The 23348-nt window shown below is 67.0% G+C and carries 25 protein-coding genes; 9 read left to right on the plus strand and 16 right to left on the minus strand.

Annotated elements, in window-relative coordinates; translation table 11 throughout:
- Positions 1-63 precede the first annotated feature (63 nt).
- From RMCB_RS28615 to RMCB_RS28660, 10 genes are read right to left on the minus strand one after another with little or no spacing between them, the layout of a single operon-like run.
- Positions 64-828 (minus strand): GntR family transcriptional regulator, encoded by a 765-nt coding sequence (locus tag RMCB_RS28615; protein WP_062831445.1) that lies wholly within the window; start codon positions 826-828, stop codon positions 64-66.
- A gap of 50 nt (positions 829-878) precedes the next feature.
- Positions 879-1658, minus strand: a complete 780-nt coding sequence (gene fabG, locus RMCB_RS28620) for a 3-oxoacyl-ACP reductase FabG (protein ID WP_062831446.1) — start codon at positions 1656-1658, stop codon at positions 879-881.
- An 18-nt stretch (positions 1659-1676) separates the two neighbouring features.
- Complete coding sequence (locus RMCB_RS28625; RefSeq protein WP_062831447.1) at positions 1677-2660, minus strand: phosphotransferase enzyme family protein; 984 nt, start codon at positions 2658-2660, stop codon at positions 1677-1679.
- A complete protein-coding gene (locus RMCB_RS28630) occupies positions 2661-3323 on the minus strand; it encodes a microcompartment protein (protein WP_029373254.1) in 663 nt (220 codons plus the stop codon).
- A 2-nt stretch (positions 3324-3325) separates the two neighbouring features.
- Complete coding sequence (locus tag RMCB_RS28635) at positions 3326-3607, minus strand: BMC domain-containing protein (protein ID WP_029373255.1); 282 nt, start codon at positions 3605-3607, stop codon at positions 3326-3328.
- 12 nt (positions 3608-3619) lie between these two features.
- Positions 3620-3871 (minus strand): EutN/CcmL family microcompartment protein, encoded by a 252-nt coding sequence (locus RMCB_RS28640; RefSeq protein WP_062831448.1) that lies wholly within the window; start codon positions 3869-3871, stop codon positions 3620-3622.
- Positions 3868-4380: a hypothetical protein gene (locus RMCB_RS28645; RefSeq protein WP_062831449.1), complete on the minus strand. Its 513-nt coding sequence runs from the start codon at positions 4378-4380 to the stop codon at positions 3868-3870. Before RMCB_RS28645 ends, RMCB_RS28640 begins: the two co-directional genes overlap by 4 nt.
- Positions 4377-4982, minus strand: coding sequence for a BMC domain-containing protein (locus RMCB_RS28650; RefSeq protein ID WP_062831450.1), 606 nt, complete (start codon positions 4980-4982; stop codon positions 4377-4379). Before RMCB_RS28650 ends, RMCB_RS28645 begins: the two co-directional genes overlap by 4 nt.
- Before the next feature lie 4 nt (positions 4983-4986).
- A complete protein-coding gene (locus tag RMCB_RS28655) occupies positions 4987-6534 on the minus strand; it encodes an aldehyde dehydrogenase family protein (protein ID WP_062831451.1) in 1548 nt (515 codons plus the stop codon).
- Positions 6531-7811: a class-III pyridoxal-phosphate-dependent aminotransferase gene (locus RMCB_RS28660; RefSeq protein ID WP_029373260.1), complete on the minus strand. Its 1281-nt coding sequence runs from the start codon at positions 7809-7811 to the stop codon at positions 6531-6533. The genes RMCB_RS28655 and RMCB_RS28660 overlap by 4 nt, the downstream gene beginning before the upstream one ends.
- Positions 7812-7996: 185 nt before the next feature.
- Between RMCB_RS28660 and RMCB_RS28665 the strand changes: the two genes are divergently transcribed.
- Positions 7997-9532, plus strand: coding sequence for an APC family permease (locus tag RMCB_RS28665; protein ID WP_062831452.1), 1536 nt, complete (start codon positions 7997-7999; stop codon positions 9530-9532).
- On the opposite strand, the gene RMCB_RS36145 is transcribed toward RMCB_RS28665, so the two are convergent.
- From RMCB_RS36145 to RMCB_RS28685, 4 genes are all read right to left on the minus strand, one after another.
- On the minus strand, positions 9519-9743 hold the full coding sequence (locus tag RMCB_RS36145) for a hypothetical protein (RefSeq protein WP_062831453.1): 225 nt from the start codon (positions 9741-9743) through the stop codon (positions 9519-9521). The genes RMCB_RS28665 and RMCB_RS36145 overlap by 14 nt on opposite strands.
- 9 nt (positions 9744-9752) lie before the next feature.
- Positions 9753-10652: an alpha/beta hydrolase gene (locus RMCB_RS28675; RefSeq protein ID WP_062831454.1), complete on the minus strand. Its 900-nt coding sequence runs from the start codon at positions 10650-10652 to the stop codon at positions 9753-9755.
- Positions 10653-10684: 32 nt separating this feature from the next.
- A complete protein-coding gene (locus tag RMCB_RS28680) occupies positions 10685-11332 on the minus strand; it encodes a GntR family transcriptional regulator (protein WP_062831483.1) in 648 nt (215 codons plus the stop codon).
- A gap of 66 nt (positions 11333-11398) precedes the next feature.
- Entirely contained in the window at positions 11399-11917 is a 519-nt protein-coding gene (locus tag RMCB_RS28685) for a hypothetical protein (RefSeq protein ID WP_062831455.1), read from the minus strand.
- Positions 11918-12026: 109 nt separating this feature from the next.
- Here RMCB_RS28685 and RMCB_RS28690 point away from each other — a divergent pair, with 109 nt between their 5' ends.
- Genes RMCB_RS28690 through RMCB_RS28715 form a run of 6 tightly spaced genes read left to right on the plus strand, consistent with a single transcriptional unit; the run spans position 12027 to position 17749 of the window.
- Entirely contained in the window at positions 12027-13142 is a 1116-nt protein-coding gene (locus RMCB_RS28690; RefSeq protein WP_062831456.1) for a TIGR03364 family FAD-dependent oxidoreductase, read from the plus strand.
- 13 nt (positions 13143-13155) lie between these two features.
- Positions 13156-13854 carry a phosphonatase-like hydrolase gene (locus RMCB_RS28695; RefSeq protein ID WP_036425859.1) on the plus strand — a complete coding sequence of 233 codons (699 nt, stop codon included), beginning with the start codon at positions 13156-13158 and terminating at the stop codon, positions 13852-13854.
- A 15-nt stretch (positions 13855-13869) separates the two neighbouring features.
- The gene (locus RMCB_RS28700) at positions 13870-14916 is read left to right on the plus strand and encodes a 2-aminoethylphosphonate ABC transporter substrate-binding protein (RefSeq protein ID WP_062831457.1); all 1047 of its coding nucleotides are present in this window, start codon (positions 13870-13872) and stop codon (positions 14914-14916) included.
- 1 nt (position 14917) lies between these two features.
- The gene (locus RMCB_RS28705; protein ID WP_109784454.1) at positions 14918-16090 is read left to right on the plus strand and encodes an ABC transporter ATP-binding protein; all 1173 of its coding nucleotides are present in this window, start codon (positions 14918-14920) and stop codon (positions 16088-16090) included.
- Complete coding sequence (locus tag RMCB_RS28710) at positions 16087-16977, plus strand: 2-aminoethylphosphonate ABC transporter permease subunit (protein WP_062831458.1); 891 nt, start codon at positions 16087-16089, stop codon at positions 16975-16977. The genes RMCB_RS28705 and RMCB_RS28710 overlap by 4 nt, the downstream gene beginning before the upstream one ends.
- The gene (locus RMCB_RS28715; RefSeq protein WP_062831459.1) at positions 16952-17749 is read left to right on the plus strand and encodes an ABC transporter permease; all 798 of its coding nucleotides are present in this window, start codon (positions 16952-16954) and stop codon (positions 17747-17749) included. The genes RMCB_RS28710 and RMCB_RS28715 overlap by 26 nt, the downstream gene beginning before the upstream one ends.
- Positions 17750-17872: 123 nt before the next feature.
- Here the strand turns inward: RMCB_RS28715 and RMCB_RS28720 are convergent, their stop codons facing one another.
- Complete coding sequence (locus tag RMCB_RS28720) at positions 17873-18223, minus strand: HNH endonuclease (RefSeq protein WP_062831460.1); 351 nt, start codon at positions 18221-18223, stop codon at positions 17873-17875.
- 117 nt (positions 18224-18340) lie between these two features.
- The gene (locus tag RMCB_RS28725) at positions 18341-20503 is read right to left on the minus strand and encodes an acyl-CoA dehydrogenase family protein (RefSeq protein WP_062831461.1); all 2163 of its coding nucleotides are present in this window, start codon (positions 20501-20503) and stop codon (positions 18341-18343) included.
- Between the two features lie 123 nt (positions 20504-20626).
- Between RMCB_RS28725 and RMCB_RS28730 the strand changes: the two genes are divergently transcribed.
- Entirely contained in the window at positions 20627-21850 is a 1224-nt protein-coding gene (locus tag RMCB_RS28730; protein WP_062831462.1) for an alpha/beta hydrolase, read from the plus strand.
- A 24-nt stretch (positions 21851-21874) separates the two neighbouring features.
- Entirely contained in the window at positions 21875-23293 is a 1419-nt protein-coding gene (locus tag RMCB_RS28735) for a WS/DGAT/MGAT family O-acyltransferase (protein WP_062831463.1), read from the plus strand.
- Positions 23294-23348 lie beyond the last annotated feature (55 nt).

Raw genomic sequence — 23348 nt, forward strand, 5'->3', positions numbered from 1 at the left:
GCTATCTCGAGTCTAAGAAAAGTAAGGAATTATTAAACAAACTCTAAGGGAGACGTCGGGGGGTCACACCGCTTGGCGCTGCAGCGTCACCGATGCGGTGTTGGCGTCCGACCGGGCGATGCCGCGGCCTTGCGCTGTGACGGCCAGTGCGGTCCGGTCGCCGCGGAACAGATCGCGGGAGAACTCGCAGGGGTTGCCGTTCTGGTCATAGGTGACCCGCGTGATCAGCAGCAGGGCGGCCTTCGGTTTGATGCCGAGCAGGGTGGCCTCACTGCTGGTGGCGTTGACTGCTTCGATCCGCTCGTCGGCCCTACCGGTCACCAAACCGTATCGGGTTTCCAGGATTTCGTAGAGTGACCCGCCGAGTTGCTGTTCCAGTAGCCCGGGGAAGGCATCGGCGGGGAACTGGGCGTGCTCCAGGGAGAACGGAGAGCCGTCGGCCAGCCGGATGCGCTGGATCTCGACGACATACTCGCCGTCATTGAGGCGCAGCGCGGTCTTGGTGGCCTGATCGGGAGTGGTGATGCGGGTGGACAGCACCCGGGTCCCGGCGATGTAGCCCTGGCTGGTCAGAAATGCGGGCACGCCGACGACGTCGGACAGGTTGCGTTCGACCTGGCCGTGGCTGATGAAGATGCCGCCGGCTCGGCCGATGATCCGGTGTACCAGCCCCGCCTCCTCCAGCGCGGCAAGCACTTGGCGCAGGCTGGAGCGGCTGGTGCCGTAGCGTTCGGCGAGGTCGCGTTCGCTGCCGAGTTTGGCGCCCGGGGTGCCCGCGCTGATGTCGGCGACTATGCGTCGCCGCAACTCCTCGCTCTGCGCTGCCACCCCGGACCCCTCTCCACTTTTGGTACAGCCAATTCTAGCCGTTTGGGGTATCAGAGTTCGGCGATAGCCAGATGCGATTCGGGCAGAATCTGACCACCGTCGACCACCAGCGATTGACCGGTGATGTAGGCGGCCTCGTCGGTGGCGAAGAACAGCGCGGCGTTGCCGATGTCGGCCACCGAACCTAACCGGCCCGCGGGTACTGCCGAGGCCATTTGGTCGAGGTATTCCTGGCCCATTTCGCCGAGGCCCTCGGTGATGATGTTGCCGGGAAGCACAGCGTTGATGGTGATGTGCTTGGGAGCCAGTTCCATGGCCGCGGTGCGCAGGAAGCCCAGCTGAGCCGCCTTGGACGCGCCGTAGTGCGACCACCCGGGGTATCCGGTGATCGGGCCGGTGATCGACGACGTGATCACCACGCGGCCGTGGCCGCTGGCGGTCAGCGCTGCGAGCGCGGCCTGCACGATGTACACGGTGCCCTTGAAGTTGACGGCCAGCACCTCTTCGATGGACTCGGGAGTGAGGTCCTCGAGCCGGCCCGACGGGAAGATGCCCGCGTTGGCGCACACGATGTCCAGACCGCCATGCCGCTCGACTGCCTCGGCCACCACGCGGCGCGCGTCCTCGGGGCTGGCCACGTCGGCGCTGAGCCCGCTGACCTTGCCCGGCGCACCGGACAGATCGGCCACGGCCTTGTCGAGATCGGCCTGGCTGCGGCCCGTGATCAGTACGTTGACACCGGCATTGGCGAACGTTTCGGCGATACCTCGGCCGATACCCTTGCTGCCGCCGGTGACGATGGCCGAGCGGCCCTGAAGCGATGCGAACATAGTGGGGTCCTTTGTGAGTCAGGTCAGAGTGCGGCCGTCGGAGCGCAGATACCGTTCGGCAAGTTCACAACTTCCCGCGGCGTAGCTGATCGCCTTGGTGGCCGATTCCCTGGAATGGCTGTGGCTGCCCATCCAAGCCAACAACAGCAGCCTGCGCAACAGCACGAACGATGCGAGCATGTCTTCATCCGCGGCAGGCAGTTCACGACGGCTGCGGTAGCCGCTCACCCATGATGCCTGCCATTCGGGCAGCGCCGGATCGTCTTCGATGAACGATACGGCGGTGCCGAAATCATAGAAATACCAGCCGAATCCGCAGTCGTCGAAATCGATGACGGTGATCTTCGACCCGGAATCGACCAGCAGATTGGCCAACCTCAGATCGGCGTGGATCAGCCCGAACCGATCCGGCCCGGTTCCGTACGCCTCCAGCCGCGTACGCAGCAGCGTCTGCGCCCGCTCGAGGACGTCGTTCTCCGACGGCCCGACGCCTTCGGCGTCCTGCCAGCGTCCCCACCGGGGCTGGGCACCCAGGCTGTGTTCCCAGTCCCAGGCGAACCGATCGAATCCGGAGGGACGCGCCCACCGCTGGGAATGGTCGTGCAGCGCAGCGGTGATCCTGCCCAGGGTGTGGAAGTCCTCCGCCGTGAGGGCGTTCTCGTCGGGTTCCGCGCCGGCGACCATGTCGAAATGGACGGCGTACCGGTCAGTTCCGTCGACGTTGACGGTGACCACACGACGCCCGTCGCGGGTGGGGAGCACTGTCGGCACTGTGACGTCACTGTCGGCCCGTAACGCCGCCAGCCAGTCCAACTCCGACTCGATCTCGTGCGCGCGGTGATAATCCCGCCGGTGTACCCGCAGGATCGACTGTGTTCCGGCATCCTCGACGAGATATGTGGCGTTCTCGGAGAGATTCAGCAACCGCAACGTCGCGTTGGGTCCGATGTCGTACTGCTCCAGGGCAAGCTGGGCGACATCGATCTCGTCGGTGATAACCATCTAGTGGTCCTGTCCTTCAATTCCCGCCAACACTGTCGTGATCCGGTCGCGGGCCGCTGTCACGTCCGCGACACTGCCACCGATGTACAGCCGCCCGGCAGCGCCGATCATTTGTACGTCCACCACGGTAAGCCCGGGTGCGGCCCGTTCGGCCTCATTGGCAGCCACGGCCGCGAACAGGGCCGGGGTCATTTCGTAGACCAGCAGCGACTGTCCGGGCAGGATCATGGAGGCCTGCCGGTTGCGGTTGAGGATCACCGCGTGTTGATCGGTGATGTCCTCGATGATGTCGTGGTAGAGCACCCGGGGCCGCAGCTGATCGGACGCCGAGTTGCCGGTGCCCGCCAGAATCGCCTTGCCGGCCCGCTGCACATCTTCGAGGTTGGCGGAGTGGATCTCCAGCACCCCGAATTGCCGCTCCACATAGAGGATCCCGGGCTGGATACCGGGCACCTCGCGCAGGGCAAGGTCGATCACGCGCTCGATGGCCAAGGCGGGGGACACCTCGACGATCAGCGCGTGTTCGCCCTCGTACGGCGGGTAGCCGCGGGCCCGGGTCGGCGTACCCAGGTAGGCGGCGAACTGCCGCTGCAGGTCTTCGACCAGCAGGTAGACGCGGATCTGGGTGCGGATCCGCGTGCTCTCGTCTGCTTGCGTCGGCATGGCTACTTGCTGGACACCGAGAAGTGCGCGCCGAGCTCGTTGTGCGGCCGCGGGATGACGTGGACGCTGACCAGTTCGCCGACCTGCGATGCGGTCTCCGCTCCCGCCTCCGTGGCGGCCTTGACTGCGCCGACCTCACCGGTGACGATCACGGCCACCAGCCCGTCGCCGACCTGTTGGCGATCGGTGATGGTGACATTGGCGGCCTTCACCATGGCGTCGGCAGCGGCCAGCGCAGCCACGAAGCCCTTGGTCTCGATCAATCCGATTGCATTGCTGGACATGGGGATATCTCCTTATTTGTTGGGGTTGGAATCGATGGATCCGATGATGAGTGCGTCGACCGGGGGCGGTGTGCCGGTGAACCAGCCGGAGGCCACGGAGCCCTGCGCGACCAGGACGTGCTCACCGACACCGGTGCCAAGGACGTCGAACGCGATCAACCGGGACCCGGTGCCGTCGACCTCGACCTCGAGGAAAGCACCGGCCGGGATACCTTCGATACGTCGCGTCGCCCAGACATTCCCGGTGACAGTCGCTTTAATCACATTCGCTCCTTGGTGATCGTGATGCCCAGGGATCGAGCCTTCTCCCTGGCCAGTGGGGTGAGCACGGCGCGCCGGCCCAGGATCAGGGTGCCGCCCGCGAGGTCGGCGATATGGCGTTCGGTGACCGCGCCGCTGTCGATGCGGTGTGTCGCGCCGCCGGACGGTGTCGCACTGCCTGCCAGCCGGAAGCTCAGCCGGCCGGCCTTCAGATCCGCGCGGGTCTTCGGGCTTTCGAACAGCCGCAACAACTTCCGTACGAAGGCATCGAGGTCGGAGTCCTTGGACAGCCGCACGGTCTCGACCCGGTTCTTGCCTTCGACGGCACGGGGCCCGGTGGGGTCGAGACCCAATTGATCGGCCACCGTGGTGGGTGCGGCCGGGGTGGGGGCCGGGGCCGGAGGCGAGGGGACAGCCACCGGCCCCGGAGTCTGGGCGGGTTTGAGACCCGAAACCGCCTCGCGCACCACCTCTCTGACGAGAGCGCGCAGATCGTCACGGTTGATGTTCATGCAGTGGCCCTTGCCAACGCATCCTGAGCAGCTTCGGCGGCCTGACGCACGTCGGCCTCGGTGCCGGAGAGGTACACGCGGCCGGTCGCGCCGATCATCCGGAAATCGACCACCTTGATGTCAGCGGCCTTCTCGGCTTCGTTGGTGGCCAGGATCGCATACGACGCCGGGGCGACCTCCAGGACGAACAGCGACTCGCCCGGCAGCACCATCGACCCGATCTTGTTGCGGTTGATCAGGAACGCATGCTGGTGGTCGATGCTGGAGATGATGCGCGAGGCCAGCACATTGGGCCGCACCGCGCTGTCCAGCGTGGCGCCCAGCTCGTCGAGTGCAGCGTCGGCGGCAGCCTTCACCGCGCCGGTCTCCCCGTGGAACTCCAGATATCCGAATTGCCGCTCCACCACCAGGATTCCGGCCTTGACCTCAGCATGCTTGAGGGCCACATCGGTGACGCCCTCGATGTCCAGGCCGGGAGCCACCTCAATGATCTGCGCAGCCTGGTTGGCGCGCGGCAGCGCGCCCTTGATCCAGGTGCCCAGATACGACATGGTCTGCGGTTGCAGCCGGTCGATGAAGATGAACGAACGCAGTTCAGCCACAGCCCTACCTCTTGATCAGTTGTGCGAGTTCTTCGACGACCAGCGCGCGCAATTCGGCTCGCAGCGCGTCCAGTCCGGGATCCGACGCCCGGCTCGGCGTCGCATACGACCGCCGCGGTGGCACCGCAACGCCGGCACGGTCGTTGGATGCGCGCGGATACTGCGGCACCGGCCCGGATGACGAGCGCCAGGGGTCGACGCCGGCGAAATTGCCCATCACCACGCCCGGTTCGCTGTTGTAGGCGATGCGGGCCCAGTTGATCAGGTTCTGCGGCTGCAGGTTCTCCCCGATCGAGCTGCGCCCGACGAACCCGGTGCCGATGGTCATCGACGGTGCCAGGTTGGTGTCCAGCCCGGAGCTGCCGGTCGAATTCCCGACGTTGACCGACACTCGCAGTACCGGCACCTGAGCCGCGAAATCGGTGATCACCGCGGGGTTTTCGCTGTGGATGGCGGCCGAATGCCCGGCCCCGCCGATCCGCACCACCGCACGCGCGGCGCGGATGCCGCGGGCGGCGTCGGCCGCGGTGGTCATGCCAAGCACGGGGGAGAGCTTCTCGTGGGCCAGCATCTCTTCGGCGATGACGTCGTCGAACGGCGCGATCAGGACCCGGGTCTTCGGTGTCACGCGCAGCCCCGCCTGCCCGGCGATCCACGCGGCGTCGCGGCCCACCACATCGGTGTTGAGATGACCGTCGGCGAACATGTAGGCCCGCAGCCGTCGTGCCCCGTCTTCATCGAGGATGTGGGCCCCGGCGCGGGTCAGTGCCGAGCGCAGCTTGTCGGCGACGGTGTCCTCGACGATGAGCACCGATTCGTTGGTGCACAGCACCGAGTTGTCGAATGCCTTGCTGTCGACGATGCGCTTGGCCGCGGCGTTGATGTCGGCGCTCGCGTCGACGAAAACCGGGACGTTGCCCGGACCGACGCCCAGCGCCGGGTTTCCCGACGAGTACGCGGCGCGTACGACGCCGGTGCCGCCCGTGGCCACGATGACATCGGTGCGCTCATCGGCCATGAGGGCCTGAACGAGCGGGATGGATGGCTCGTCGACCACCTGCACGATGCCGTCGGGCGCGCCGGCGGCGACGGCGGCCTCGGCGAGCACCCGGGCGGCGTCGGCCGAGCACCGCGTGGCCCGCGGGTGCGGCGCGACCACTACGGCGTTGCGGGTCATCAGCGCCAGGATCACCTTGAAGTACACCGTGGCAACGGGATTGGTGGTCGGCGTCAGAGCCAGCACCACCCCTGCGGGCCGGGGCAGCTCGACGATCTTGCGGGCCTCGTCGATGCGCGGGGACACATAGTCCTCGCCGCGGTAGAAGTCGACGATGCCGCGCGAGCACGCCTGGTTCTTGATGACCTTGTCGGCCGCGACGCCCATGCCGGTCTCGGCGACCGCCTCGGCGGCGAACCGTTCGGCCTCGGCGTAGCCGGCCTCGGCCACGGCGTTGACGATGTTGCCCACCGCAGCGGCGTCGTAGTCGGCGTATGCCGCGGCAGCCCACCGGGCCCGCTCAAGCATGTGGCCGGCCTGCGCAACGTTTGTCATGATGCTTTGCGTCCCTTCGCAGCAGTCTTGGCCCTTCCCACCGCTACAGCGAGGCGGTCCAGCACGTCCTCACACAGTTCTCGGGACAGCAGCAGGCCCGGTTTGAACTGCAGCACACGGGGATCCAGTGTCGAGAAGATCGCCCACACCCCGAGCTGATAGAGCTCGCGCATCACGAACTTGGCACCCTCGGGGTGGTCGAATTCCAGCCCGATCACCACGCCGTTCTGGCGGATCCCGACGAACCAGTCCGGATGGTCGGCCTGAATGCGCTGCAGGCCGTGGTCGAAGATGTCGGAGATGTAGTGGACCATCGAGCGCACTTCGGGGCGGGTGCAGATCTCCAGTGTCTTGATCGCGGCGACACAGCCGAGTTCGGCGCCACCGAACGTGGAGATGTGGCCGAACCCGTCCTCGTTGAGCCACTGCGCAGCTCGATCGCCGAGCAGCGCCGCCGTGATCGGGTACATGCCGCCGGACAGCCCCTTGCCTGTCACCAGGATGTCGGGTTCGATGCCATGTTTGGTGATGCCCCACAGTTCACCGGTGCGCATCAGGCCGGTCTGCACCTCGTCGGCGATGTAGAGCGTGCCGTACTTCTCGGTGGCGGCCTTGACCGCTTCGAGGTAACCCGGTGCGGGAAGGGGGAATCCGTACGTTGCCGGGATGGTCTCCATGATCACCGCGGCGATGTCGCCGGAGGCCAGCACCTTCTCCATCGCGTCGATGTCGTTGAACGGCACCTGCAGGAATTCGTCGGGCTGGTCGGCGAGGAAGAATTTGGCGAACCGGTCGTCGCCGGTGGCCACCGCCAAGCCGGTGTGACCGTGGTAGGCCTTGACGATCGAGACGATCTTGCGGCGCTTGGTGGCATGCCGGGCACTCTTGAGCGCGATGTCGATGGCTTCGCCGCCGCCCGATCCGAACGCGACCTTCTTGATCGACGCCGGCGCGGTCTCGACCAGGCGCTGCGCCAGAGCGGTACGGGCCACCGACGGGAAGTGGTGGTTGCCGACGTCGAAGTGCTGCATGCCTTCGGTAATCGCTTGCATCACTTCGGGATTGCGGTGGCCCAGGTTGTAGGTGCCGCCGTTGAGGTGCATGTCGATGAGACGACGCCCCTCCATGTCCCAGAGGAAATAACCCTCGCGGCGGTCGATCACCAGATCGACACCCGTGTCGGTCCAGAATTGTGTTTTGTCTGGATTCCAGAACGTCTTCGCCTTATCCAGCACTTCGGCTTTGGATTCGAACGTGAACGTGCCGTAGTCGTACATGCGGCTCCCTCTTGAGCTACCTGGTAGCTGTGATGCCCCACACGCTAAATGGTCGCAACCATTTCTGTCAATGGATCACACGAACCCTTGCCATTGGGTTTTGGTAGTGCCAATATACGTAGAGTTCGTACTGTGGCCCAGGCCACATCGAGCCTTCACCATAAGCCTGGAAGGTAAGCCGGTAGATGACCGAACAAGCTGTCACGAAGAGTGAACACGCAGCTCAAGATGTACAACGCTTGAAACGTAACGCCGTAGGCACCATCGGCGTGATCTTCATGGCGGTGGCTACCGCCGCTCCCATCACCGCAATGGTCGGCAACGTCCCGATCGCTGTAGGCGCCGGAAATGGTTCACACGCTCCCGCGGGCTACATCGTAGCCACCGTGGTCCTGGGCCTGTTTGCCGTCGGCTACGCCACCATGGCCAAGCACATCACCACCACCGGTGCGTTCTACGGCTACATCTCCCACGGCCTCGGCCGCATCATCGGGATGGCCAGCGGCGGTTTGATCACCATGGCCTACGTGGTGTTCGAGCCCTCGCTCATCGGCATCTTCTCGTTCTTCTTCCAGAACCTGATGCAGTCGCAGCTGGGCATCCATGTTCACTGGATCATCCCGGCCCTGCTGATGCTGACGGCCAACGCGATCCTCACCTACTTCGACGTGAACCTGACCGCCAAGGTGCTCGGCGTATTCCTGGTGACCGAGATCGTCATGCTGGCACTCGGTGCGGTGGCGGTGCTGGTCCACGGCGGCGGTCCGGACGGCTTTGCGGTGAGCGAGACGCTCAACCCTGCGGGGGCATTCACGCCTGCCGCCGGAATCGCCGGTGCCAGTGCAGGTTTGGGCTTGTTCTTCGCCTTCTGGTCGTGGGTCGGGTTCGAGTCGACGGCGATGTACGGCGAGGAATCGCGCGACCCCAAGCGGATCATCCCGCGCGCGACCATGCTCAGCGTCCTCGGCGTCGGCGTGTTCTACGTGTTCGTGTCGTGGATGGCGATCGCGGGCACCGGCCCCCAGAAATCGGTCGAACTCGCGCAGAGCGCAGACACCGCGTCGGAGATCTTCTTCGGTCCGGTGCGGGGCTACTACGGGGAATGGGCCATCACCGTCTTCAACATCCTCCTGGTCACCGGCTCGTTCGCGTGCGGCATGGCGTTCCACAACTGCGCGTCGCGTTACCTCTACGCGCTGGGCCGGGAGGGTCTGTCCAAGGGGCTGCAGAGGACCCTCGGCGCAACACATCCCAAGCACGGCTCGCCGCACATCGCGTCGTTCGTCCAGACCGGTATCGCCCTGGTGATCATCCTGGCGTTCCTGTTCGCGGGCATGGATCCGTACGTCCACATGTATTCGCTGCTGGCCATCCTCGGCACCATGGCGATCCTGATCGTGCAGTCGCTGTGTGCGTTCTCCGTCATCAGCTACTTCCACCTGCGCAAGAACCATCCGGTGTCCAAGCACTGGTTCAAGACGCTGGTCGCCCCGGGGCTCGGCGGGATCGGCATGCTCTACGTGGTCTGGCTGCTCTGGGAGCACAAAGATGCGGCGGCCGGGACCGCGTCGGGCACCCTGCTGTTCAAGCTGACTCCGTGGATCGTGGTGGGGCTGTTCGTGTTCGGCGCAGCCCTGGCCACCTACTTCAAGCTGCGTGATCCGCGCCGCTATGACCTGATCGGCCGGATCGTGTTCGAGGACACCGTCATTCGAGACTGACGTCGTGGACACGTTCGAGCGTGGCGTCCTGCAGTTCGTCCTCGCGTGGGCTCCCTACGGGGGTCCACGCGAGGACGACGTCTGGGTGCAGTTCGGGATGACGGTCGAGCAACTGGGCGCACGGTTCGCCAAGATCGTGGCCGGCCTCCTGCCGCGTGTCCGGGCGCTGCCCAACGCCGACAGGTGTCTGCTCCAGCGAGCCTGCGTGCACCTGCGGCAGTCAAGGTCCGATGCTGAAAGCCTTTCGCAGGGCAGAGATCTGGCTGGCGATGAAGGCGCGTGACACCGTGGATTTCGGCGCCAGCTGATCGAATCCGTGGAAGGCGCCGTCCACGATGTCGAGCTCGCAGGGCACCCCGGCGTCGCGCAGCCGCTTGGCGTACCTGACGTCCTCGTCGTGGAACAGGTCGAGCGTGCCGACGCCGATCCACGCAGGCGGCAGGCCGGACAGATCCGTTCGGCGGGCCGGTACGGCGGTCGCCGGGTCCGCGTCACCCAGGTAGGCCGACCAGCCGAACCGGTTGCTGCCCTGTGTCCACAACCGGTGGCCCGGGTGATCGAACTCCGCACCCGCCGTGCGGTCGTCGAGCATCGGATACACCAGAATCTGTGCGACAAGCGGTATTTCACCACGATCACGCGCCAGCAGGGCGAGCGCGGCGGCCAACCCTCCGCCCGCGCTGGCACCGGCGACCGCCACCCTGGCGGGATCGACTGCCGGTAGCGCAGCCAACCACGCCAGTGCCGAGTAGCAGTCCTCGAGGCCGGCCGGATACGGATGTTGCGGTGCCAGACGGTACTTCACCGCCGCGACGGTGATGCCCAGTTCGGCGGCGAAGCGGCGGCAGAGCGCATCGTCCTGCGCGGGGCTGCCGATCACATAGCCACCGCCGTGAATCCACAACAGTGCGGGCCCCGCGGTGGTGCGAGCCGTCGGGCGGAACAATCGCACCCCGGCCCCCGAGGCCAGCGTCAGCACCTCGACGTCTTTCGGGGTGGCCCGGCCGTGCCATTCGGTGAGCTTCTGCATGACCGGCAGCGTCGAGCGGGTGACGAGGCTGCGCGGTATGAACCGCGCCAGCCGGGCCAGGTCGGGGTGGAAGGCAGTGGCGGGCGTCACACAACCTGTCTACCACTTAGCTTGGCTATCGGTTACGTCAGCACCGTCTCGAACGCGATTCGGTCCCCACGGTAAAGCGCCCGCACCAGTTCGATCGGCACCCCTTCCGTGTCCAGAGACCGCCGGTTGAGCAGCAGCATCGGCATCGCGGTGGTGGATTCGAGCAGCTCGGCTTCGCGTGGTGACGCCAGGGCGGTCTCGATGCGTTCGGTGGCCGAGCCGAATTGCACGCCTGTGGCCCGGATGGCCGCATACAGCGATGTGGTCGGATCGAAGGTGGTCGCCAGGTCGGCGAAGCGGGCCGACGAGAGGTACGTGCTCTCCAGGCCGATGCGCTGATCGTCGGCGAGCAGGACCCGCTCCAGGTGCAGCACTGGGCCGCCGAGCGGAATGCCCAGGCCCGCAGCGAGTTCGGTACCGGCGTCGATGATCTCCGTGGTGACCTCGAGCCGGCCCGGCGTCCGCCCGACCGCCAGTGCGCCCTCGGTGTAGGACTGCAGGCTGAGCGGCTGGGTGAGTTTGGGGCGTGACACCACCGTGCCGCGGCCGCGCCGTTCGATGCGCCCGGCCACCAGCAGTTCGTGCAGCGCCTGCCGGACGGTTTCGCGGGCCACCCCGAACTGGACGGCGAGTTCACGTTCGGCGGGTACAGGGTCGCCCTCGGCAAGGTCGGCCAGCATGGTGTCGAGCGCGGTGCGAATCACATAGGGCTTCGGGAGCGGCTTCTGCTGGGGCGACGTCACCGGTCAGTTACCTTGCCGCACAATCCGTTCGGCGACGGCCAGCACGTCGTCGACGGTGGCGCCGCGGGCCTGCGGGTCCTTTGCCGCGTCGTCGTAGTGGCGCAGCCGCAGCGCATCGGGCCACCAGGGGTGCGCGACGTAGGTCGCGTCCACGCTCGCGCCACCCTGGTGTTGCAGCGACAGGGCCGAAACATCCGAGAGCGCGTAGTTCGGGTCGGTCGCGGCCAGGTAGCGCTTGGCCGCGACGTGCGCACCCGCCAGCCAGCCGACGCGCTCGCCGAACCGCGGGGTCAGCCAGTCCCGCGCGAAGCGGTCGTGCTGCTCGACGCCCTCGTGCTGCGCGAACAGCGGGCTGTGGGCCAGGTCGTGCAGTGCTGCGGCAAGCACCAGTTCATCGTCGGCACCGTCGTCGACGGCGCGGGCTGCGGACTGCAGTGCGTGGTCCAATTCGTCGACGGCTTCCTCGTCCCATACGCCGCGCAGGGAGTGGAGGACGCGGCCGATCTCGGCGACCTGTTGCATGCCGACAGTGTAACCCCGTTTGGTCTATACCAGTTCTTAACCTGGTGTTCGGCGCCACAACACCCGCAGGACTGCGGCCTGTCGTGATCAGCAGCGATGGTCATCAACCATGCGCGTGACGATCATCGGTGGTGGGATTCTCGGCACCGCGCACGCCGTCGAAGCGGTGAGTCGCGGTCATCAGGTCGTACACCTTGAGCGCGAAGCCGAGGCCCGGGGTGCGTCGGTGCGCAACTTCGGCCTCGTATGGGTTTCGGGGCGCTCGACCGGTGAACTCGAGGCCGCCCTGCGGTCACGTGAGCTGTGGGAGAAGCTCGCCGCCGACATCCCCGGAATCGGGTTCCGGCCGGCCGGTTCGATCACGCTGCTGCGCACGCCGGCCGAACTGGCTGTCGCGCAAGAGGCCGCGCAGGGCGTGAACGCGTATCACCGCGGCTTCACCCTGCTCGAACCGGACGAGGTGCGCGCGCTCAACCCTGCCCTGCGAGGAGACTTTCTCGGCGGGCTGCATTGCGCGCTCGACGCCGCGGTCGAGTCCCGCCAGGCACTGCCGGCGATCCGTGACTACCTGTCCGCGAGCGGCCGCTACGAATTCGTACCGGGCGTCGAGGCTCGCGCGGTCGACAACCGCACCGTGCGCGATGACCACGGCAACCGCTATGACGCCGACCTGGTGCTGGTGTGCGCGGGAGCCGCGCACGGCGGGCTGGTCCGCGAACTCGCGGGCAATCTTCCGGTCCGGCGGGTGCGATTGCAGATGATGCAGACCGAGCCGCTCGGTGAGACCATGACCACCGCCATCGCCGATGCGGACAGTTTCCGCTACTACCCTGCCTTCGCCGGTGCCGCGTTGGACACGTTGCGCACCAACGAGGCTCAGCATCCCGTCGCCGAGGCGGCGCACATGCAACTACTGTGTGTCCAGCGTCTGCACGGCGGCCTGACCATCGGCGACACGCACGAATATGACGAACCGTTCGGATTCGACGTGCACGAACCGCCCTACGACTACCTCGTGAGCGTCGTCGAGGAGTTCCTCGGCCGCACCCTGCCCCCGATCCGGCAGCGCTGGGCCGGGGTGTACAGCCAATGCGTCGACCCGCATCAGCTGGTGTGCCGGGCCGAACCCGAAAACGACGTGTGGGTGATCACCGGTCCGGGGGGACGCGGGATGACGCTCGGGCCCGCCATCGCCGAGCAGACCGCCGATCTCATCGGATTCTGAGTGAGGGAAACGCATGTCTACCAATGACATACAACTTGATGACATTCAGCTCGCTGTCATCGACATGGCAGGCACGACGGTGTCCGACGACGGGCTGGTGGTCAGTGCGTTCGATTCCGCCGCAACGGCCGTCGGGCTGCCCGCAGCCGGGCCCGAACGGGACCGCGCCCGCGAGTACGTGCTCGACACCATGGGGCAGTCCAAGATCGAGGTGTTCCGTGCCCTGTTCGGCACCGAGGACCTGGCGCGCCGCGCCAACGCCGAATTCGAGAAGGCCTATGCCAAGTTGATCGCGGCCGGCCGGGCGGAGCCCATCGACGGTGCGGCCGAAGCGATCACAGAGTTGCGCCAGGCCGGTATCAAGGTCGCGCTGACCACCGGATTCAGTGGCGTCACGCAGGGCAAGCTGCTGTCCGCGCTCGGCTGGCAGGACCTGGCCGATCTGGTGCTTGCGCCGGAACCCGGCGTGCGCGGGCGTCCCCATCCGGACCTCATCCTGACCGCGTTGATCCGGCTTCAGGTCGAGGCCGTAGAGAACGTCGCGGTCCTCGGCGACACCGCCAACGACATCGAAAGTGCCCTGCGCGCAGGCGCTGCCATCGCCGCGGGCACCCTCACCGGCGCGCATTCCGAAGAACAACTGCGCGCCGCCGGAGCCACCCACGTGGTCGGCTCCGTCACCGACTTCGCCGACCTGTTGTTGCTTGGCTGATCAGAGAAGGAACCCATGAAGACACGACATCTACTGCGCGCGACGGCAATCGCGGCGCTCGCCCTCACCAGCATGTTGAGCGCAGCCTGCGGCGGTACCGGAACGACCGGCTCGGGTGCGGCCGGCGCCGTCACCATCTATAGCGCGGATGGCCTGGGCTCCTGGTACAAGTCGACCTTCGACGCGTTCACCAAGGACACCGGTATCGTGGTGAACGTCGTCGAGGCAGGCTCGGGTGAGGTGGTCTCGCGGGTGGAGAAGGAGCAGTCCAATCCACAGGCCGACCTGCTGGTGACCCTGCCGCCCTTCATCCAGAAGGCTGACAAGTCAGGGCTTCTCGTACCCAGCGGGGTCGACACCACCGGCATCGCGGCAGGGCAGGTCGGACCGGACGGCAGGTATGTGCCCATCGTCAACAACGCGCTGAGCTTCATCGCCAACCCGTCCGTCAAACCCGCCCCCGCGGGATGGGACGATCTGCTCGCCCCGCGATTCAAAGGCAAGCTGCAGTACTCCACGCCGGGGCAGGCCGGCGACGGTACCGCGGTGCTCGTGCTGCTGCAGCACCTGCGCGGCCGCGACGGTGCGCTCGACTACCTGACCAAGCTGCAGGCAAACAACGTCGGGCCGTCGTCGTCGACCGGCAAGCTGCAACCCAAGGTCAGCAATGGTGAACTGCTGGTCGCCAACGGCGACGTGCAGATGAACCTCGGCTCCATCAAGGACGACAAGTCGACGTTCAGCATCTTCATTCCCGCCCACGACGGCAAGCGCACGACTGTGTCACTGCCCTACGTCGCGGGTGTCACCAAGGGCGCACCGCACGCCGACAACGCCAAGAAGCTGCTGAGCTACCTGCTCACCGACGGCGTGCAGAAGACCGTCGCCACCGGTGCGCTGGGCATCCCGGTGCGCGACAACCTTGCGGATCACGGTGCACCGCAGCCGAATACGCCTGCGAGCGTGCTCGACGGGGTCGAGGTGTGGGTACCGGACTGGAATGCGGTGTTGGCAGGGCTCGACGCCGACCTTGCGGCTTATCAGAAGGCAACAGGCAACTGATATGACCGAGACAGGGCTGGGCAGGCCGAACACCAAGGCCGAACAGAATGCGGACACGAAGCAGGAATCGCTCACGCCGGCCATCACTTTCGACCGGGTGGGGGTGCGCTTCGGCCGGGGCAAGCGGGTGACGCAGGCCCTGATCGACTTCAACCTGCGGGTGGCCACCGGTGAGACAGTCGCGCTGCTGGGGCCGAGCGGATCGGGCAAGTCGACCGCGCTGGGAGCGCTCGCCGGTTTCGTCCGGCCCACGTCGGGCACTGTCCGGCTGGCCGGGCGCGACGTCACCGACCTGCCGCCCGCCAAACGCGGCATCGGGGTGGTGCTGCAGTCCTATGCGCTGTTCCCGCACATGCGGGTGGCCGAGAACGTCGCGTTCGGCTTGAAGGCGCAACGGGTTCCGCGCGCCGAGATCGGCGCCCGGGTGGCCGAAGCCTTGGACATGGTCGGCATGGCAGCCTACGGGAAACGCTTGCCCCGTGAGCTTTCCGGCGGTCAGCAGCAGCGCATCGCGATCGCCCGGGCACTGGCGATCCGGCCCAAGGTGCTGCTGCTCGACGAGCCGCTCGCGGCACTGGACGCGCAACTGCGGCAGTCGATGCTGGCCGAACTGCAGCAGCTCAAGGAGTCGCTGCCCGACACCGCCATGCTCTATGTCACCCACGACCAGGCCGAGGCGCTGGCGCTGGCCGACCGGATCGTCGTGATGAACAACGCCCGGCTGATGGACGTCGACACCGCCGAAAACCTGTGGAAACGTCCGCCTACCAGCTTCACCGCGGCGTTCCTCGGCGGTGCCAACCTGATTCCCTGCACGGTGGGGCGGGTCATCGGGACCTCAGCACTGGTGACCGTCGCCAACCGCACCGTCAGCGCCGAGGCGCCTCAACCTGCCGTCGGCAAGATCGACTGGGCACCAGGGTCTTCCGCGTTGCTGTGCATCCGCCCGCACGCCCTGCAATTGGTGTCACTGGGCAACCGCGACGCCATGCGCGCCGAGGTGAAATCCGCGGTGTGGCGAGGCGCGACAACGCGTCTCGTGGTGTCGGTCAACGGTCTTCCCGACAGCCTCGTCGAACTCGACGTGCCGGGCCACGCACAGTTCGAGGTGGGTAACGAGGTCGGCGTCCGGATTCCCGAGCCGGCCGGGGTGCTCGTGCAGGCCGCCGCGTGACGCTTCTCGACGAGCCCACCGCAGCAGCCCCGGAGCGGGCCGCCGCACCGCGGTCCCGGGCCGCGCTGTGGGTGCTGCCGCCACTGCTGGTGGTGCTGCTGATCGCGCTCTACCCGCTGCTGCGGGTGCTCGGGGAGTCGGCTGACCCGGGAACCTGGGCCGAGGTGCTGGGCTCGGCGGTGTTCCGGGATGCGTTGTGGCGCACCGTCGCCATCGCGGTGACGTCGACGGCAGGCTGTCTGGTTCTCGGCACCTTCGTGGGGATCGTGCTGGCCTTCGTGCCGTTTCCGGGGTCGCAGCTGGTGGGCCGGCTGATCGACACCGTGCTGTCGCTGCCGTCGTTCCTCATCACGCTGGCCTTCACGTTCCTGTACGGCACCGCCGGTGCGGTGAACGCGGCGATCCTGAGCGTCACCGGCGGTGATACTCCGCTGCTGAACTTCCTCTACACGCCGGCCGGTGTCGTCGCCGCCGAGATCACGTTCTTCACCCCGTTCGTGGTGCGGCCGCTCCTGGCGGCGTTCGCGTTGGTGCCGCGTGCGCAGCTCGACGTGGCGGCGAGTCTGGGGGCCTCGCCGCTGCGGGTGCTCCGGTCGGTGATCATGCCTGAGGCCTGGCCCGCTCTGGTAGCCGGGGGCAGCTTGGTTCTGCTGTTGACCCTCAACGAATTCGGCATCGTGCTGTTCACCGGCGCGAAGGGCGTCATCACCCTGCCGGTGCTGATCTACACGCGCGGCATCGTGACGTTCGACCTGCCCGGCGCCGCGGTCATCGCGACCGTACAGGTGGTGCTGTCACTGGGCCTGTACGGGGGATACCGAATGGTGTTCGCCCGCATGACAACCGGAAGGGGCGTGGCCGATGCTGCTGTGGAACAGGCGAAGTAAGGCTTTGGTCCTCACGGTTTTCGGACTCGTGGTTCTCGTGGTGTTCGTGGCACCGCTGGCCACTGTGGTATTGGCTGGTCTGGCCGGAACGTGGACATCGGCTCTGCCGTCGAACCTCGGCTTCGGTCATTTTCACGACGCGTTGTCCGGCGAGAACCTGGCCAGCCTGTCGGTGAGCCTGCAGACCGCATTCGCGGCCGGGGCCGTCGCGCTGGTGCTGGGAACCTGGGCGGCGCTCGCCGCGCGCGAATGTCCTTCGTGGCTGCGGAAATTCACCGATGCCGTGTTTCACCTACCGATCGCCGTGCCGTCGGTGGCCATCGGCCTCGGGTTGCTCATCGCGTTCAACTCACGTCCGCTGCTGCTCGGTGGCACGCGGTGGATCGTCATCCTCGCGCACACCATGCTGGTGCTGGCATTCGCGTTCAGTGCGGTGTCGGCAGCGCTGGATCGGCTCGACCCGGCCTATCGGCAGGCCGCGGAATCGCTTGGCGCCGGGCCTGTTCGGGTGTTGACGCGGGTGACGTTGCCGTTGCTGCTGCCGTCGTTGGGAGCCGCGGCCGGGTTGGCCGTCGCGCTGTCGATGGGCGAACTCGGGGCCACCGTGATGGTGTACCCCGCGACCTGGAAGACCCTGCCCGTCAACATCTTCGGGCTCACCGACCGTGGTCAGGCGTTCCAGGCCGCCGCATGCACCACCATCCTGCTGCTCGTCACCCTGCTCGCCCTCGTGGTCCTTGGCCGCATTCGCGGCCGCGCCGCCGTGCGTTAGCCCTTGCAGTCAGGAACCCTTGCACCGGGAACCCTTGCACCGCGAGCGTGCGTGTCTGTTGCCCGCCACGCCGTATTCCGCCAGCGCGTTCCGCACGCTCGCGGGCCGTCAGGGTGCGGGCCGTCAGGGTGCGGAGGCCGTCAACGCTGCCCGGATTTCGACGTATCGCGTCAGGAAGAGACGTTCGTCGAGCCGCTTACGCCGCATCCAGCCGGTCACCTCGTCATTGCATTTGCTCGCATTGCATGACGCGCACGCAGGCACGACGTTGTCGATGGTGTACCGCCCACCCCGCGAGATGGCCATGACGCAATCTCGCTGCAATGCGGTACCGGTAGTGCCGCAGTAGGCGCAACCGTTCCACGCATCCTTAATCGCGGACCATTGCGCGTCGGTCAGGTCGTTGACCACGCTGTCGAGGCGACGCTTGCGCTTGCGGGCGGCCCGCGCCCGACGAGTTCGACTGACCGCCATGGGATGAGCGTAGGCGGGACGAGCGTGCGTGAACTGCCGGTGAGACCCGGCGTGTCGGGGGACAGACACGCACGCTCGCGGTGCTAGGTGCTAGGTGCCAGGTGCCAGGTGCAACTGCTACCGGAGCAGCGGGTCTCGGGGGAGGCCGAGGATGCGCTCGGCGATGGTGTTGCGGGTGATCTCGGAGGTGCCGCCGGCGATGGTCATCGCCCGGTTGCCGAGGTAGGCGCGGGTCAGCTTGCGGGTGGCACCGGAGACCGCGGCTGCCCCGGCCAGATCCATACCCAGTTCGGTCAACCGTTGCGAATGCTCGGCCACCAGTAGCTTGGTCACGTTGCCTTCCGGGCCGGGTTCGGCACCGGCGATGGCCCGCGACACGCGGCGCAGGTTGAGCAGCCGCAGCGTGTGGCCGACGGCGATCACCTCGCCGGCGCGCCACGCGTAGCCGGCGCCGGCGGGCGACGCGTCGAGCATGGCCACGAGATCGTCGGCACTGAACCCGGTCGGCGCCGCGGAGCCCCCGCCGATCGAGATGCGCTCGTTGCCCAGCGTCGCCCGCGCCACCAGCCAGCCCTTGTTCACGTCGCCCACCACGTCCTCGTCGGGCACGAAGACGTCGTCGAAGAACACCTCGTTGAAGTGCGCGTCGCCGGTCAGGCCCTGCAACGGATTCACCGTAACGCCAGGCGATTTCATGTCGATTGCCATCATCGTCACGCCGGCGTGCTTGGGTGCGTCGGGATCGGTGCGCACCGTGGCCAGGCCCCACTGGCAGTGCTGAGCCAGGCTGGTCCACACCTTCTGACCCGTGACCCGCCAGCCGCCGTCGACCTTCTTCGCCGCCGTGCGCACCGCCGCGGCATCGGATCCCGCACCCGGTTCGGAGAACAGCTGGCACCACATGACCTGACCGCGCAGCACCGGCTCCACCCAGCGGTCACGCTGATCGTCGGTGCCGGCCTGCGCGATGGTCAGCGTCACCCAGCCGGTGATGCCCATGTCGGGGCGCTCAATGTCGGCGAATTCCTCTTCGATCACCAACTGCTCCAACACATCTGCGCCGCGGCCCCACGGCTTGGGCCAATGCGGTACGAGATAGCCGGAGTCGACGAGATAGTCGCGACGCTGCTCGGCGGGCAGGGCCCGCACCTCAGCGGCCGCCTCGGCGGCGGCCTTCCGGTGCACGTCCGCTTCCGGCGGAAGGGTGAACGACGCGCCGTGCGCCCGGCCGGTGCGCTGCCCGTCGACGACGTCGAGCAACGGGTCGGCGGCCTCGCCCAGTAGCGCGGCCAGTGTCCTGGCCCGGCGCAGGTACAGGTGCGCGTCGTGTTCCCAGGTGAACCCGATGCCGCCGTGCAGCTGAATGTTGTTCTCGGCGTTGAAGACCACAGCCCGGGCGGCATGCGCTGCGGCGACGGCGGCGGCGAACCAGGCGCCGTCGAGATCATCGGCGCGGGCCGCGTCCCAGACGGCGGCGGTGGTCTGCTCGGCGGCGACGAGCATGTTGGCGGCGTGGTGTTTGACGGCCTGGAACGTTCCGATGGTGCGGCCGAACTGTTCGCGCACCTTCGCGTACTCCACTGCCATGTCCAGCGCGGCCCACGCCACGCCGACCGCCTCGGCACCCGCCAGGATGCGAAACACCGTGCGGGCCAAGGGCGCAGCGCCACGGATCACGCGTTCATCGGCGACGGAGACCGCACGCAGCGTGACGGCGCCGATACTGCGGGTGGGGTCAAGCCCGTCTTCGGCCGTCACCGTGACTCCGTCGGCGGCGGCGTCGACGATGACCAGGTCGTCTCCCGCGGCGAGCACCAGTACGTGGGCGTCGGGTGCGCCCAGCACGGCGGCCGCGGTTCCTGCGAGTAAGCCGTCCGCACCGATGTCCACGGTGCCGGCCAACCCAAGCGCTCCGATGGAAGAGCCGCCTGCCAGTCCCGGAAGCAATTGCGCCCGAACAGGTTCGGTCGCAAGGCGATCGATCGCCACCGCCGCGGCGACGGTGGGCAGAAACGGACCCGACATCAGCTCGCGGCCCGCGACCTCGACCACGACGGCCAGTTCGGCGAGTCCGAAACCCAATCCTTCGTGCTCTTCGGCGACGGCTAGCCCGTTCCACCCGAGATCGACTGCTGCCGACCAGATTTCGTCGGGAAAGGAACCCGGGGCGGCCAGCGTGGCGCGGGCCGCACCGCGGCTGCCGAGCCGTGACAGCTGCCCGAGAGCCGATTCGGCAAGGTCTTGGTGTTCTTCGGTGATGGCCAGAGCTGACTTACCCATGTTTAGCGAAGCTAACGGGATGCGGGGCCGACGGCTAGGTGATCCAGGTCACAGTCCGACATCCACTGTACAAGTTGGCGAAGTTGTCACCTGGCAGCCGTCGATGCGCGGTACGCTCGCGAAATGACGGCACGACCGGACGACCGGCACCGCGGACCCAGCCTTGCCAGCCGGGCTCGTTGGCTGCTGCGGGCCACGCCGGCCGACCACATGCTGGCCTGGACCGTGGCCTCGGCCTCATTACCGGTCGTCGGTAAGCACCTAGAGCCACTCGGCGCCATGGCGGCCATGGGGGTGTGGGGCTTCCGGCATATGCCCGACTTCTTTGCGGCATCGGCGAAATCCTGGTTGACCCCCGGTAATGCCCAGGTCCGCAAGGCGGAGCGGGACCAGACCAACGAAATCGCCCAGACCGCATTGCGCGGCGTGGTCACCCCCGCCGATCTCGATATCCAGTGGCCGGCGCAGCGGCCCATGCCGCCGTTGTGCAACACGCTGGAATACCGCCGGGACGTGTACCGGACCTCGGTGCGCTACGGCGACAGCCCGACACAGCTGCTCGACGTGTGGCGGCCCAAGCACCTGCCCAGTGAACCCGCGCCGGTTCTGTTGTTCGTCCCCGGCGGAGCCTGGGTGCACGGGAGCCGGATGTTGCAGGGCTACGCCCTGATGTCGCACCTCGCGCAGCGGGGCTGGGTGTGCCTGTCCATCGACTACCGGGTGGCTCCGCATCACCGTTGGCCACGGCACATCACCGACGTCAAGGCTGCGATCGCGTGGGCCAGGGCCAACGTCGACAAATTCGGTGGTGATCGCAGCTTCGTTGCGGTGGCGGGATGCTCGGCTGGCGGGCATCTGGCCGCGTTGGCCGGACTCACGCCCAACCATCCTGATCTGCAGGGCGCGTTGCCCGATGGGTCGGACACGTCGGTGGACGCCGTCGTCGGCATCTACGGCCGCTATGACTGGGAGGACCAGTCCACCGAGGAGCGGGTGCGCTTCGTCAACTTCCTCGAACGCGTCGTCGTCGGTCGCCGCATCGACCGGCACCCGGAGATCTACCGGTTGGCCTCGCCCATCGCACAGATCCACCGTGACGCCCCACCGTTCCTTGTCGTCCACGGCACCGGCGACAGCGTCATCCCGGTCGCGCAGGCGCGCAGCTTCGTCGACCGGCTCAAGGCCGTATCACGCTCACCCGTCAGCTATATCGAATTGCCCGGTGCCGGGCACGCGTTCGATATGACCGACGGTGCCCGCACCGGATCCGTTGCGACCGCAATCGGGCTGTTCCTCAACCAAATTCACCGAAATCGGATGCTTGAACGGGCCAAAGCGGTTATATAGACGCCTCCACAGGGGAGGTCAAGAGTGAAGCGGTTGAGTGGGTGGGACGCGTTCCTGCTGTACACCGAAACGCCCAATGTGCACATGCACACGTTGAAGATCGCGATCATCGCGTTGGACGACCTCGGCGACCGCACGTTCGGGATCGAAGAGTTCCGTCAAGTGATCCACAGCCGGCTCTACAAGCTCGACCCGTTCCGGTACCAGTTGGTCGACATCCCGTTCAAGTTCCACCACCCCATGTGGCGGGAGAACTGCGACGTCGACCTTGAGTACCACATCCGGCCGTGGCGGCTACCCGCCCCCGGTGGCCGTCGCGAACTCGATGCCGCCATCGGCGAAATCGCCAGCACCCAGCTGGACCGCAGCCGCCCGCTATGGGAGATGTACTTCGTCGAAGGCCTGGCCAACGGCCGGATTGCCGTCGTCGGCAAGGTGCACCACGCGCTCGCCGACGGCGTCGCGTCGGCGAATCTCATGGCCCGCGGCATGGACCTGCAGCAGGGGCCGCAGCGCGACCGGGATTCCTACGCCACCGATCCGGCTCCGTCCAAGAGTGAGCTGGTGCGTTCGGCGTTCCGCGACCACCTGCGGCAGATCGGGCGGTTGCCGGCGACGGTGCGCTACACCGCCGAAGGCATCGGCCGGGTGCGCCGCAGCCACCGCAAGCTGTCCCCGGAGCTGACCCGGCCGTTCACCCCGCCGCCGAGCTTCATCAACCACGTGCTCGGCCCCAAGCGGTTGTTCGCGACAGCGACGCTGGCGCTCGCCGACGTCAAAGAAACCAGCAAGGCGCTCGGCGTGACCATCAACGATCTGGTGCTGTCCATGGCCTCGGGAGCGCTGCGGACGTTGTTGTTGCGGTACGACGGCAAGGCCGATCATCCGTTGCTGGCGTCGGTCCCGATGAGTTTCGACTTCTCCCCGGACCGGATCTCGGGCAACCGGTTCAGTGGTGTGCTGGTTGCGCTGCCGGTCGACGTCGACGACACGGCCGAACGCATCCGCCGCGCACGCGAAGCGGCCAATCTGGCAAAGGAAAGCCATCAACTGGTCGGCCCTGAGTTGGTCGCCCGGTGGGCCGCGTACATGCCGCCGGCACCCGTCGAGGCAGCATTCAAACGGTTGTCCGCGAAGGACGGCCAGAACAAGGTGCTCAACCTCAACATCTCCAACGTTCCGGGCCCCCGGGAACGCGGCAAGGTCGGCGGCGCCACCGTCACCGAGATCTACTCGGTGGGGCCCATCACGGCGGGCAGCGGTCTGAACATCACCGTGTGGAGCTACGTCGACCAGCTCAACATCTCGGTGCTCTCCGATGACGCCACCGTCAAGGATCCGCACGAGGTCACCGACGCGATGCTTGATGAGTTCGGCAGCATCCGGCGAGTGGCGGGATTGCCGGACACGCTGACCGTGGTCGAGTCGGCCATGCCGCAATAGCGGGGGCAGGGCCGGTGTGCGGGGTTAATCTGGCCTGAGATGGGCTGATTCCGGA

It is taken from the genome of Mycolicibacterium brisbanense, assembly GCF_001570425.1.
Taxonomy (GTDB): Bacteria; Actinomycetota; Actinomycetes; order Mycobacteriales; family Mycobacteriaceae; genus Mycobacterium; species Mycobacterium brisbanense.